This window comes from Caldifermentibacillus hisashii (assembly GCF_039654145.1).
Lineage (GTDB): Bacteria > Bacillota > Bacilli > Bacillales > Caldibacillaceae > Caldifermentibacillus > Caldifermentibacillus hisashii.
In genome coordinates this window covers 2,911,660-2,924,997 of sequence record NZ_CP155467.1, presented here as the reverse complement: position 1 = coordinate 2,924,997, position 13,338 = coordinate 2,911,660, and the positions used below count along the sequence as shown (strand labels likewise).

Below are 13,338 nucleotides of genomic sequence, written 5' to 3'. Positions count from 1 at the left end.
TTAAGACTCACGAAAGAAACCTCCCCTTTGAATAAATTGAGTATTTTGGTAAGAAATTTAGAAAGTATAAAAAAAGCTCTTTACCCCCCTAAACCTACATCAAGCAGAATTTTTGGGGAGAAAAGAGATCTCTTTCCTCTGTACCACCCAAGTTCATAGTACCCTCGCGAATACTACCTCATGAAGCATAGAGCTTCTTTTGATAACAGGTGCAAACGAAGCACCCGGCCGATCCTACTTGGAAATTCTGTTCAAACCGGCACTCCGGGATGATCCAGGAACAAAATGTATGACCGGGCTTTCACCATCCCCGACTCGCTGCAAATACATGATTTTTGCTCCCCGTTCCCGTCATCGTGTTAAAAATATCTTAAATGATTTAGAACACTTTATTAAATTTATGCTGCACTGCGTTAAAAAAGATTGTTTTGCCGTTAATAATAAAATATTTTTCTGAAAGGGTCAATAGGATATTTGTTAATATTTTATAAATTTGTAAAAGATGAGTAAAATAAATATTTCAAATGAGTCGGCTAATTAAAATTAGATAGACTGCTTAAAAATAAAAACCCTTTTCAACCCAGAACAATTATGACATGTTTGGGAAGAAAAGAGTTGCTTTTCTTGGTACCACCCAACTTCATAGCATCCTCACAGATACTACCTCATGAAGCATGGAGCTTCTTTTGATAACAGGTACTGATCGTTCGTACCCGGCCAAACTTACTAAGGTTAACCCTGTTCAGTCCGGCACTCCGGGATGATCAGGAAACAAACTGTGTAACCGGGCTTTCACCATCCCCGATTCGCTGCTTACACATTGGTTTTGCTTCCCCGTTCCCGTCATCGCTTTAAAATTTATACAGTAATTGTATAAATTATCAATCAATTTAACCGTTATTTTAAAAGATAGTTTATTTGAATTTCACGCATAAGTCAAGTGTTTTTAAAAATTTTTCTAAAAAATATCTTTTGATAACAGTATTGAAAAAATAAAAATTTATACTATAATCATTAATTAAACTATAAAAGCGGGTGATTACATTGAATCAATTGGCGAAAGTCAGTAATTTTGCCGGCAATACATTTGCTGTTTGGATCATTTTATTTGCACTATTAAGTTACTTTATTCCGGAAGGCTTTACTTGGATAGCCCCTCATATTCCGTTATTGCTGGGCATCATTATGTTTGGAATGGGATTAACATTATCTGTTGATGATTTTAAGGCTGTTTTCCAAGCACCGAAAAGTGTCATTATCGCTGCAGTTAGTCAATATACGATTATGCCGTTAGTGGCCTTTGCGCTAGCCATTTTACTCAAGTTGCCAGCGGAATTAGCTGCGGGTGTTATTCTTGTCGGTTGTGCACCAGGTGGGACTGCATCGAATGTTATGGCTTATTTGGCTAAAGGAAATGCGGCGTTATCTGTTTGTGCGACAGCAGTATCCACATTGATGGCTCCTATAATGACACCGTTTTTAACATGGTTATTAGCAAAGCAATGGATGGAAGTTTCGTTCTGGAGTATGTTTGTTTCTGTTGTACAAGTTGTGTTGTTACCAATTGTCTTAGGGGTTTTAGTTCATTATCTATTTCCCAAACAAGTGGAGAAGAGTACGGCTGTGTTACCGTTAATTTCGGTTATCGGAATTGTTGGAGTCGCCTCGGCAGTTGTGGCAGTGAATAAAGATAATCTATTATCAAATGGATTGCTCATTTTCATTGTTGTTGTTTTACACAATTGTCTCGGTTTATTGCTTGGTTTTTGGTCAGCGAAACTTTTCAAGCTCAATTATCCGAGCCAAAAGACAATCGCAATTGAAGTAGGTATGCAAAACTCCGGACTGGCCACTACATTGGCAATGACTTATTTTTCACCGCTAGCGGCAGTGCCAAGTGTTATTTTCAGTGTCTGGCATAATATCTCAGGTCCGCTGTTGGCAACATTTTGGAGCAGGAAAGCAGCTAACTCGGAAACAATTGGAACAGGAATCGATTTGTCGAAGTAGTCTAAAACGGCTTGCAAGAACAGATTGAATGGTTTAATTAAATGAGCTTTGTCATGATTTTTTAGATAATTATTTTTAAAAAGATTTATATAAAATTTTTTATAAAAACCTCTTGCTCTTTTAAATAAAATGTTTTATGATAAATGACAATATTAGTTGATGACGAAATTTTAAAAATAGATGAAAGCAATGAAGGGATTATGGAACAATGGGCATGTATTCACAGAGATCCGGGGGCGGTGGAAGCCCGGAAATACATATTGTTCCAGTCTCATCCCTGAGTGTGAAACTGAACGGATGATTCATCTCATTAAGTTTCGCCGGGTGTAACTCTAACACCTGTTACCAAAACGAGGCTTCATGCTTCACGAGATAGTATCTGCGAGGATGCTATGAACTTGGGTGGTACCGAGGAAAGGCTCTTTTCTCCCCAACATGAATCTAAATATAGATTTGTGTGGGAGAAGAGAGCCTTTTTTTATAAATAATCATCGGTTTGAGGTTACCGGCAAGAAGGAAAAGTCTCCAGTCAGATTATGGCGATACTGTTTATGTGTTATGAAAAATCAAGCAAAAAATTTTAAAGAAGGGATGGATGGGTATGACGATGATAAAAATTTTCGATACGACTTTGAGGGATGGAGAACAATCACCGGGTGTAAACTTGAATCAACTGGAAAAATTAGAGATTGCCAGACAACTTGAAAGGCTTCGTGTCGACCGAATTGAAGCCGGGTTTCCGGCCTCGTCCAAAGGTGACTTTGAGGCTGTAAAAGCGATTGCCCAAACAATTAAAAACTCCTCGGTGATTGGGCTTTCCAGAGCGGTTCAATCTGATATTGATGCGGCTTGGGAGGCTTTGCGAGTTGCTGAAGAACCTTGTTTGCATCTGTTTTTAGCCACATCACCAATTCATATGAAATACAAATTAAAAATGACACCGGAACAAGTCATTGAAACTTCAGTGAACATGGTGAAATATGCAAAGAAAAAATTTCCGTTTATTGAATGGTCAGCAGAAGATGCGTCACGCTCCGATTTGGACTTTTTAGCAAGAATTATTGAAAAAGTCATTGGAGCAGGAGCCAATGTGATTAATCTACCGGATACGGTCGGTTACACAACGCCTGAAGAGTATGGAAAAATGTTCCGGTATATTCGGGAACATGTGCCGAATATTGATCAAGTGGCGCTTTCTTGTCATTGTCACGATGATTTAGGCATGGCTGTAGCAAATTCCTTGGCTGCGATTGAAAACGGGGTAACCCAGGTTGAAGGGACCATTAACGGGATCGGCGAACGGGCCGGAAATGCAGCATTGGAAGAAGTCGTAATTGCCCTTAAGATTCGTTCTGACTTTTACCCGTATGAAACGAACTTGAAGCTCGATGAATTGAAGCGGACCAGTGATTTAGTCGCAAAACTAACCGGCATGGTCGTACAACCGAATAAAGCGGTTATTGGCCGAAACGCCTATGCTCATGAGTCAGGGATTCATCAAGATGGTGTGCTGAAAAATGCTCAAACCTATGAAATTATTACACCGGAATTGGTTGGCGTTCATTCCAATAATCTTGTCCTTGGAAAACATTCCGGCAGACATGCATTTAAAGAAAAAGTAGTAGAGCTCGGCTTTACACTTTCTGAGGAAAAACTAAACCAAGCATTCGGACAATTCAAACAATTAACCGATCATAAAAAAGAAGTGACCGATGAAGATTTGTTCACAATTTTGATGGAAATCCAAACCAATGCGAACACAGTCCAAAAATATCAATTAGAAATGATCCAGGTCCAATATGGTTCAGCCAATATTCCGACAGCAACCGTATCCGTTAAAACGCCAGAAGATAAAATCGTGCAAACGGCATGTACAGGAAATGGCAGTGTGGAAGCTTTATATAAAACAATAGCGGCCTTGATTACAGAAGAAACAAATCTTTTAGACTATCAAATCAGTTCGATTGGCGGGGGAAAAGATGCGCTTGCAGAAGCCTATGTTCAGGTAAAGGTGAACGGTGAAATTATGAATGGACGTGGCACAGCTTCTGACGTATTGGAAGCTTCAGCACATGCCTACATTAATGCGGTCAATAAGTATTTAATTAAACAAAGCTCAGTTGTCAAAGAGCCGACTGCGATTAAATAGTAGAATCGATAAAAATTCAACCTATTTTGCTAAGAAAAGTCAGGTGAAAACTATGGAAAATCGTATTATTCTCCTTCCCGGTGATGGCATTGGAAAGGAAATTTTAGAGGCGGCAGTAAAAGTTCTTCATGTAGTGGAAGAAAAATTTAATCATCGTTTTGTATATGAAACACATGCCATTGGTGGTAATGCAATTGATCGGTTCGGAGTTCCTTTGACGGATGAAACGGTTAATGCTTGTAAAAATGCCGATGCGGTTCTGTTAGGGGCAGTTGGCGGGCCAAAATGGGATAACGTGCCCGCTGACATTCGGCCGGAAAAAGGGCTGTTAAAAATTAGAAAGGAACTTGGTCTATTTGCCAATCTCCGCCCGATTAAAGCTTTTGCTTCATTGCTCCATGCATCTCCGTTAAAAGAACATATTATTAAGGATAGTGATATTTTAATTGTCCGTGAATTAACGAGCGGAATTTATTTCGGTAAACCGAGTGAACGCCGTGAAAACGGGAAAGTCGTTGTCGATACGTTATATTATGAACGGTATGAGATAGAAAGAATTGTAGATAAGGCATTCCAATTTGCCCGGATGCGGAAGAAGAAGCTTACCTCTGTTGATAAAGCAAATGTGCTGGAATCAAGCAGGGTTTGGCGGGAAATTGTCAATGAAAAAAGCGGTCAATACCCAGATGTAGTAGTAGAACATCTTTTAGTAGACGCCGCCAGTATGAAATTAATAACCAACCCAAGCCAGTTCGATGTTCTTGTAACGGAAAATATGTTTGGCGATATTTTAAGTGATGAGGCATCGGTTTTGACCGGATCATTAGGTATGCTTCCTTCTGCCAGTATCCGATCCGATCAGTTCGGTTTGTATGAGCCGATTCATGGATCGGCACCCGATATTGCCGGTAAAGGAATGGCGAATCCGATTGGGATGATTTTATCTGCGGCATTAATGCTCCGGTTCTCTTTTGTTATGGAAGAAGAAGCTAGTGCGATTGAAGCAGCAGTCAATGAAACATTATCAGACGGTTATCATACCGCTGATTTACAAATAGAAAACGGAACAAAACTCAGTACAAACGAAATAACGGAAGTCATTACAGAAAAATTACAATCAGTAATCAACGGGAAAAAGTTTAGCAATGTATGACTCTGTTCATTGGATCGGCACCGGAAGCACTAGTACCGGTAACCACCGGGGAAAAGTTAGTAATGTTTGACTATGCATTATTTTTCCTTGATAATGATTTGATTTTGCAGGAGGTTTAAATATGGGAAAACCGAAAACGATTATTGAAAAAATATGGGAAAATCATGTTGTTCACAGAGAGAAAGGAAAACCGGATTTACTATATATTGATCTGCATCTTGTTCATGAGGTTACATCACCGCAAGCTTTTGAAGGGTTGCGGATGAATAATCGAAAAGTACGGCGACCAGATCTAACTTTTGCGACGATGGATCATAATGTTCCGACAGCAAACCGGGAAATTGTCCGCGATCCAATCTCGAAAAAACAAATGGAAACATTGAAGGAAAATTGCGAAGAGTTCGGAATCCGGTTGGCGGATATGTTTCATCCGGACCAAGGAATTGTTCATGTAATCGGACCTCAACTCGGATTAACACAACCAGGTAAAACAATTGTTTGCGGTGATAGTCATACATCGACGCATGGTGCATTTGGTGCATTGGCATTTGGGATCGGAACAAGTGAAGTTGAGCATGTACTGGCTACTCAAACGATTTGGCAACAACGACCAAAAACAATGAATGTCCATGTTGTTGGAGAGCTAGGTCCCGGTGTAACTGCGAAAGATTTAATTTTGGCAATAATCGCAAAATTTGGAGTAAGTTTTGGCCAAGGTTATGTTGTTGAATATACGGGGGATGCCATTCGAAAACTTTCGATGGAAGACCGGATGACGATTTGCAATATGTCCATTGAGGGCGGGGCTCGAGCCGGGTTAATTAGTCCCGATGAGAAAACGGTCGAATTTTTAAAAGGAAAAAGATATGTGCCAAAAGGGGAACAGTTTGAAGAGATTGCTGAAAATTGGTTATCGCTGGCTACTGATTCGGGAGCGACTTATGACAAAACATTAACGATTAATGCGGAAGAAATTGAACCGCAAGTCACATGGGGGACAAATCCAAGTATGTGCGTGCCGGTTAGCGGTTCGACACCTGCGATTAGTGAAGTTGAAAATAAAGAGGAGGTCCGCCGCGCATTAGAATATATGGGATTGGAAGAAAATCAACCAATTTCTTCTATTAATATAGATCATGTGTTCATCGGCTCTTGCACCAATTCCCGCTTAAGTGATTTACGGAAAGCGGCAGAAATTGTCCGTGGCCGAAAAGTTCATCCAAATATTAAACGGGCCATCGTTGTTCCGGGTTCTTTTCTCGTAAAGATGGAAGCGGAAAAGGAAGGACTGGATCAAATTTTTAAGGATGCCGGATTTGAATGGCGGGATGCCGGTTGCAGTATGTGTTTAGGGATGAACGAAGATATTGTACCACCCGGTGGCAGATGTGCATCAACCTCAAATCGGAATTTTGAAGGAAGGCAAGGGAATGGTGCCCGCACCCATCTGGTCAGTCCGGAAATGGCGGCCGCTGCGGCGATTACCGGTCATTTTATCGATGTCCGGAAATTTCAACAAGTCCTTCAGTAATCGGTTATGAACGGTAATTTGTATAGTTGAAATCGTTTATAAAAGATTAAGCACGGACCTGTGAGTCTGTCCAATGAACCACCTTTGGCACATGATCATGCAGGAACATGAATAAATCTATCGCTAATCAGACGGTTTAAACATGTTATGCATTATTTACAAATTTTGGAATTACGTCGGACAGACTTGTTACATCTTTCAAAGGAGGTATAAATAATGGAAGCTATTCAATATCATAAAGGACTCGTTTACCCGTTAAATCGGGAAAATGTCGATACCGACCAAATTATCCCGAAGCAATTTTTGAAAGCCATTGAACGAACGGGGTTTGGGAAATTTTTATTCTATAGCTGGCGATACAATGATGATGGGAGTCTTCGGCAAGATTTTACAATGAATGATGAAAAATACAACGGTGCCAGCATTATTTTGGCAGGAAAAAATTTTGGCTGCGGTTCTTCACGTGAACATGCGGCTTGGGCTCTTCTTGATTATGGTTTCCGAGTTGTAATTGCACCAAGTTTTGCCGATATTTTTTACAATAATGCGTTAAAAAATGGTATCCTACCAATTATGCTTGACCAATCTATTATTCAAGATTGGATGGAAAAGGCCGAACGGGATTCATTTACACTGGCTGTTGACCTTGAAGCACAAACAATTACTGACGGTGACCAAGTTATTGCGTTTGACATTCCCGCCTATCATAAGGAAAAATTAGTAAATGGTTGGGATGATATTGACTTAACTTTATTACTTAAAGATAAAATTGAAGCATATGAACAGAGTAGACAACTCGTTTGAAATGCCAATATTTTTGGTGAAAAATGCAAGCCGCTTATCTTGAAATAGGCCTTGCATTTTTTGCAGTTATTAGAAACAAATCATGCCGCAAAAAACCTCAAAAACAATATTTGTACCATAATCAGTATGCCGATTTTTTAAAAAATTTCCTCCGATGTACCAACGACAGAATTCTTAACCCTTTTTTAGTTCTTACATATAAATAAATTAGGAAGTCTTTAATTTTATACCCGGTCTTTGTGTCTTTCATCTTGGGACTGACTATCAAGGAAAAGGAACTGTTACATTTCCTAATTATATTTGTGATAAAAATTGTGAAATCCCGGCGAGTATAGTCATGTTTTCTACTGGATTCGGGTACAATTTTCAAATTCTAAAAAAATTGGAGAGGTGAAAAATTTGGTTAAAATTTTTATCGATCCGGGACACGGTGGTTCGGACCCTGGTGCAGTTGGTAATGGCATCAGTGAAAAAAATATTACTTTACAAATTGCAAATCAAATTCAGCAAATTTTATTGAATGAATACCAAAATGTTTCTGTAAGAATGAGTAGAACAACAGACCAAACCGTTAGCCTAAATGCCAGGACATCTGCCGCAAACAGCTGGGGAGCTGATTTTTATTTGTCCGTTCATATAAATTCCGGTGGCGGAACCGGTTTTGAAAGTTATGTATATCCGAATGTAGATGCATTAACAAAAAGTTATCAGGATGCCATTCATGAAGAAGTGGTAAAACAAACAGATTATCGTGACCGGGGACAAAAGCAGGCAAATTTTCACGTGTTAAGAGAATCAAATATGCCGGCACTGCTAACTGAAAATGGTTTTGTCGACAATGTTACGGATGCAAATAAATTGAAGGATCCTGCATATATTAATCGGATTGCACGGGGACATGTGAACGGTTTAGCGAGGGCATTTAGATTACCAAGGAAAACCGGTGCACCTGTAAACCCGATCCCGTCCTCACCACCTTCGTCGGTAAACCAAAATACCTTATATAAAGTTCAAATCGGTGCTTTCTCAAAGCGGGAGAATGCTGAAGCTTTAGCGGAGAGAGCGAGAAATGCAGGGTTTCAAGTATATATTGTACATGATTCATGACATGGAGCAAGATTTCATACATGTAATAAGTTATTGAAATGACTCGAGCATATAAATAATAGAAGGAATGGTTATTTTTTACACATGAAAAGTTATGAATGGCATAAAGGAAAATAGGGGAATGTTGCCTATAACCGATTTTACAAAAGGCAACACTCCCATTTTTTTGACTCGGGACATGTGAAAAATCTTTTATACCATGGTGCAACTTATCGAGTAAAGAATTTTTTAGTGAAGACTTTCAATTTCCACTTGTTTAACGCCTTCCATATTGGAGATCAGTTCATATAAATTCGTTAGTTTCAATTTGTAGTTAACTCCAATATTCAATTGAATCAAATGCCCGCCATCTTTTAAATCCCGAATACGGATATGATAAACAGAAATTTTTTTATTTTGAATGGTATCAATGATGGTTTTAACATATTTATTTTCATGAACAATGATATCTAACTTCATTTCTTTTTCCCTTAACTGCTTCGGTCCGATCCAAGTCATAATGGAAGGAATTAATTCAACACTAATCATAATGAAAACAACACCAGCAATCGCTTCAAAATAAAATCCGGCTCCAACGGCAATTCCTATTCCGGCAGCTCCCCATATGATGGCCGCAGTCGTTAATCCGGATATACTGTCATTTCCCCTTCTTAAAATCGCACCAGCTCCTAAAAAACCGATCCCGGATACAATTTGTGCAGCCAGTCTGAGCGGATCCATTGTTATGTTAACTCCCTGTTGTGCACTAGTAGCCCGATAGGCAGATTCAATCGACACAATGGTTAATAAACAGGAAACAATCGAAATGACTAGTGATGTTTTTAAGCCAATTGGTTTCCGTTTAATCTCTCGCTCTAAACCAATGATTAATCCAAGAATAGCTGTAACTCCTAATTTCACCAATACTTCCCAATGAATATATTCGAGCAATCTTATCCCTTCTTACAATCTAGTAATTTTTTTATTATCATCTATACTATATAATGCTATTATACGAAACAATTTATATGAAAGTAATAAATAAAACATAATTATGAAGAAAATAGGGAGAACAAGTATGGAAAAACCAAAAGTAAACCCATATATATTTGTCATTATTGGAGTATTATCCGTATCAACGTCGGCCATTTTTGTTAAATTTTCAACAGCCCCTTCAGGTGTTATTGCGTTTTATCGATTGTTTTTCACCGTGCTAATAATGTTGCCAATATATCTTATAAAATACGTTAAAGAGCTAAGAAATATGACAAAAAAGGACTACATATTATCAACCATAGCCGGTGTTTTTCTTGCGTTTCATTTCATCCTTTGGTTTGAATCTTTGGACTATACTTCAGTTGCGAGTTCTACTGTATTAGTAACATTACAACCATTATTTTCGTTTTTTGGAACGTATTTGCTTTTTAAAGAACCAATATCAGTAAAAACAATTTTTAGTGCTGTTGTCGCAATTTCTGGAAGTGTTATGATTAGTTGGGGAGATTTTTATTTAAATGAAAAAGCATTGATTGGTGACATATTGGCACTTATAGCCTGTGCATTGATCACTGCCTATTTGTTAATTGGTCAAGCGGTTCGAAAAAGAATTTCTGTGGTATCCTATACATTTGTTGTTTATTTTATGAGCACTGTAGCACTTTTACTATATGTAATGATAAAGAAAGAACCGCTCTACCCATATCCAACAACAGATTGGATTTATTTTTTGTTATTGGCGATATTTCCAAATTTGCTTGGTCATTCATTATTCAACTTAGCACTAAAATGGGTAAGTACGAATATTATATCGATGGCTATTTTATTTGAACCGGTTGGAGCGGCCATACTGGCTTATATACTAATTGGTGAAAAACTTATCTGGACACAATGGGTAGGTGGATTCATTGTGATAAGTGGATTAATCATTTTTTCATTAGGCTCTGCTAAAAGTAAAAGTAACCAAATGTAAATAATGCTCTTACTTAGCCCTTTTACTGATTGAAGCAAATTGAAAGCACGAAAAATTTTTACAACCATGAAAAAACCATTTTCATCCTCTATGGTGCAGCCTGGCGATACATGGGTGACTATCATGTATTTGAAAGGATTATGGAAGCAGAAACCTCCAATATTCGATTTTGCCAATAAAGAATTTGTGGTTTTCGAAAAACACAAGTGGTCATCTTTGGAATCCTTCTTATTTAATGTAAGAGAGATTTAAGCTCACCAATAAATTTTGAAGGTAATTGTAAAAATGAACGTCTATAATGTGACAAATTGCAATGGAAGGAATATATCGTATCTAATTCGTAAAAAAAAGATTAGATTTTAGTGTATGCTGAGACTTTCATTTATAATAGGATTATGTCAGGCAAGGAAGTAAACTACTTTAAGAGTAAAAAAGTAATTTCAAAATAATTCTAGGTTAATTCTAACACTAACATTAACTCTAAAAAATAATTTTAGAATAATTTATTGACATATAGATTTGCCGGTGATATAATAAATCTTGTCGTTAAGAAAGTAGTTGATTTCAAAATCAATTGACTTTCGGATTGAGTGATGATAATATAGATGAGTCACTTTAGAATGTCGGCTTACAAAAGTTTTTTTGTTAGTATCTTAAAAGTTGCTTTTCTAATCTTTTTGCTTTTGTAAAAAAGCAGTTGACAAATTGAAGAAAATTGGTTAGAATAAGTAAGTCGATTTTGGTTTTGAACCTTGAAAACTGAACAAGACAAAGCGTTTTAATAAACCATTTAAGTCAGTTTTAATTTTGAGCAATCAACTCTTTTTTGGAGAGTTTGATCCTGGCTCAGGACGAACGCTGGCGGCGTGCCTAATACATGCAAGTCGAGCGAACCAATAAGAAGCTTGCTTTTTGTTGGTTAGCGGCGGACGGGTGAGTAACACGTGGGTAACCTGCCTGTAAGACCGGGATAACTCCGGGAAACCGGTGCTAATACCGGATAGATTATCTTTCCGCCTGGAGAGATAAGGAAAGATGGCTATTGCCATCACTTACAGATGGGCCCGCGGCGCATTAGCTAGTTGGTGAGGTAACGGCTCACCAAGGCGACGATGCGTAGCCGACCTGAGAGGGTGATCGGCCACACTGGGACTGAGACACGGCCCAGACTCCTACGGGAGGCAGCAGTAGGGAATCTTCCGCAATGGACGAAAGTCTGACGGAGCAACGCCGCGTGAGCGAAGAAGGTCTTCGGATCGTAAAGCTCTGTTGTTAGGGAAGAACAAGTATCGGAGGAAATGCCGGTACCTTGACGGTACCTGACGAGAAAGCCACGGCTAACTACGTGCCAGCAGCCGCGGTAATACGTAGGTGGCAAGCGTTGTCCGGATTTATTGGGCGTAAAGCGCGCGCAGGCGGTCCTTTAAGTCTGATGTGAAATCTTGCGGCTCAACCGCAAGCGGTCATTGGAAACTGGGGGACTTGAGTGCAGAAGAGGAAAGCGGAATTCCACGTGTAGCGGTGAAATGCGTAGAGATGTGGAGGAACACCAGTGGCGAAGGCGGCTTTCTGGTCTGTAACTGACGCTGAGGCGCGAAAGCGTGGGGAGCAAACAGGATTAGATACCCTGGTAGTCCACGCCGTAAACGATGAGTGCTAAGTGTTGGAGGGTTTCCGCCTTTCAGTGCTGCAGCTAACGCATTAAGCACTCCGCCTGGGGAGTACGGTCGCAAGACTGAAACTCAAAGGAATTGACGGGGGCCCGCACAAGCGGTGGAGCATGTGGTTTAATTCGAAGCAACGCGAAGAACCTTACCAGGTCTTGACATCTCCTGACCGCCCTGGAGACAGGGTCTTCCCTTCGGGGACAGGATGACAGGTGGTGCATGGTTGTCGTCAGCTCGTGTCGTGAGATGTTGGGTTAAGTCCCGCAACGAGCGCAACCCTTGGTTCTAGTTGCCAGCATTCAGTTGGGCACTCTAGAGCGACTGCCGGCGACAAGTCGGAGGAAGGTGGGGATGACGTCAAATCATCATGCCCCTTATGACCTGGGCTACACACGTGCTACAATGGATGGTACAAAGGGCAGCGAAGCGGCGACGCATAAGCGAATCCCAGAAAACCATTCTCAGTTCGGATTGCAGGCTGCAACTCGCCTGCATGAAGCCGGAATCGCTAGTAATCGCGGATCAGCATGCCGCGGTGAATACGTTCCCGGGCCTTGTACACACCGCCCGTCACACCACGAGAGTTTGTAACACCCGAAGTCGGTGAGGTAACCGTAAGGAGCCAGCCGCCGAAGGTGGGACAGATGATTGGGGTGAAGTCGTAACAAGGTAGCCGTATCGGAAGGTGCGGCTGGATCACCTCCTTTCTAAGGAAAACGAAAGGCTGAGGCGACTCAAGTAAAATCACAGATTTTACTTTGCGAGGTAATGCTGACGAAGCATTCCTTATGCCCAGCGACGTACGGACTGGACTGAATCCGCAGGAGATAAAGGAAACACAATGAGGCGTTAGCCGAATTGATGTTGACTTATCGTACGGAGGATGAAGGAAGTCTCGCTAGTCGCTAGGAGCCGAAGCTAGACAATTTATGGAACACACGTAAACGTGTGACAAACGTCTTTGTCTTG

9 protein-coding genes and 1 rRNA gene are annotated in these 13,338 nt (G+C 40.0%); 9 read left to right on the top strand and 1 reads right to left on the bottom strand.

The window, feature by feature from the left end; translation table 11 throughout:
* Nucleotides 1-1,044: 1,044 nt before the first annotated feature.
* From NSQ14_RS14245 to NSQ14_RS14215, 7 genes are all read left to right on the top strand, one after another.
* Nucleotides 1,045-2,010 carry a bile acid:sodium symporter family protein gene (locus NSQ14_RS14245; protein WP_346216504.1) on the top strand — a complete coding sequence of 322 codons (966 nt, stop codon included), beginning with the start codon at nucleotides 1,045-1,047 and terminating at the stop codon, nucleotides 2,008-2,010.
* Nucleotides 2,011-2,611: 601 nt separating this feature from the next.
* Nucleotides 2,612-4,159 carry a 2-isopropylmalate synthase gene (locus tag NSQ14_RS14240; protein ID WP_034771983.1) on the top strand — a complete coding sequence of 516 codons (1,548 nt, stop codon included), beginning with the start codon at nucleotides 2,612-2,614 and terminating at the stop codon, nucleotides 4,157-4,159.
* Nucleotides 4,160-4,211: 52 nt separating this feature from the next.
* A complete protein-coding gene (gene leuB / locus NSQ14_RS14235) occupies nucleotides 4,212-5,312 on the top strand; it encodes a 3-isopropylmalate dehydrogenase (RefSeq protein WP_041847914.1) in 1,101 nt (366 codons plus the stop codon).
* Entirely contained in the window at nucleotides 5,309-5,431 is a 123-nt protein-coding gene (locus NSQ14_RS14230; RefSeq protein WP_268754229.1) for a hypothetical protein, read from the top strand. The genes leuB and NSQ14_RS14230 overlap by 4 nt, the downstream gene beginning before the upstream one ends.
* Nucleotides 5,432-5,433: 2 nt before the next feature.
* The gene (leuC, locus tag NSQ14_RS14225; RefSeq protein WP_041845265.1) at nucleotides 5,434-6,843 is read left to right on the top strand and encodes a 3-isopropylmalate dehydratase large subunit; all 1,410 of its coding nucleotides are present in this window, start codon (nucleotides 5,434-5,436) and stop codon (nucleotides 6,841-6,843) included.
* A gap of 216 nt (nucleotides 6,844-7,059) precedes the next feature.
* Nucleotides 7,060-7,647 carry a 3-isopropylmalate dehydratase small subunit gene (leuD, locus tag NSQ14_RS14220; RefSeq protein ID WP_346206475.1) on the top strand — a complete coding sequence of 196 codons (588 nt, stop codon included), beginning with the start codon at nucleotides 7,060-7,062 and terminating at the stop codon, nucleotides 7,645-7,647.
* Between the two features lie 399 nt (nucleotides 7,648-8,046).
* Nucleotides 8,047-8,754, top strand: a complete 708-nt coding sequence (locus NSQ14_RS14215) for an N-acetylmuramoyl-L-alanine amidase (RefSeq protein ID WP_034771950.1) — start codon at nucleotides 8,047-8,049, stop codon at nucleotides 8,752-8,754.
* A gap of 228 nt (nucleotides 8,755-8,982) precedes the next feature.
* Here NSQ14_RS14215 and NSQ14_RS14210 read toward each other — a convergent pair whose 3' ends face one another.
* Nucleotides 8,983-9,684 (bottom strand): MgtC/SapB family protein, encoded by a 702-nt coding sequence (locus tag NSQ14_RS14210; protein WP_081912369.1) that lies wholly within the window; start codon nucleotides 9,682-9,684, stop codon nucleotides 8,983-8,985.
* A 127-nt stretch (nucleotides 9,685-9,811) separates the two neighbouring features.
* Here NSQ14_RS14210 and NSQ14_RS14205 point away from each other — a divergent pair, with 127 nt between their 5' ends.
* A complete protein-coding gene (locus tag NSQ14_RS14205) occupies nucleotides 9,812-10,702 on the top strand; it encodes a DMT family transporter (RefSeq protein WP_034771949.1) in 891 nt (296 codons plus the stop codon).
* Nucleotides 10,703-11,525: 823 nt separating this feature from the next.
* A 16S ribosomal RNA gene (locus NSQ14_RS14200) occupies nucleotides 11,526-13,076 on the top strand.
* Nucleotides 13,077-13,338: the final 262 nt, after the last annotated feature.

Bases quoted from the DNA above. Each gene is read 5' to 3' on its own strand.
- NSQ14_RS14230 (WP_268754229.1), top strand. From the start codon at position 5,309: ATGACTCTGTTCATTGGATCGGCACCGGAAGCACTAGTACCGGTAACC.
- leuB (WP_041847914.1), top strand. From the start codon at position 4,212: ATGGAAAATCGTATTATTCTCCTTCCCGGTGATGGCATTGGAAAGGAA.
- leuD (WP_346206475.1), top strand. From the start codon at position 7,060: ATGGAAGCTATTCAATATCATAAAGGACTCGTTTACCCGTTAAATCGG.
- leuC (WP_041845265.1), top strand. From the start codon at position 5,434: ATGGGAAAACCGAAAACGATTATTGAAAAAATATGGGAAAATCATGTT.
- NSQ14_RS14205 (WP_034771949.1), top strand. From the start codon at position 9,812: ATGGAAAAACCAAAAGTAAACCCATATATATTTGTCATTATTGGAGTA.
- NSQ14_RS14240 (WP_034771983.1), top strand. From the start codon at position 2,612: ATGACGATGATAAAAATTTTCGATACGACTTTGAGGGATGGAGAACAA.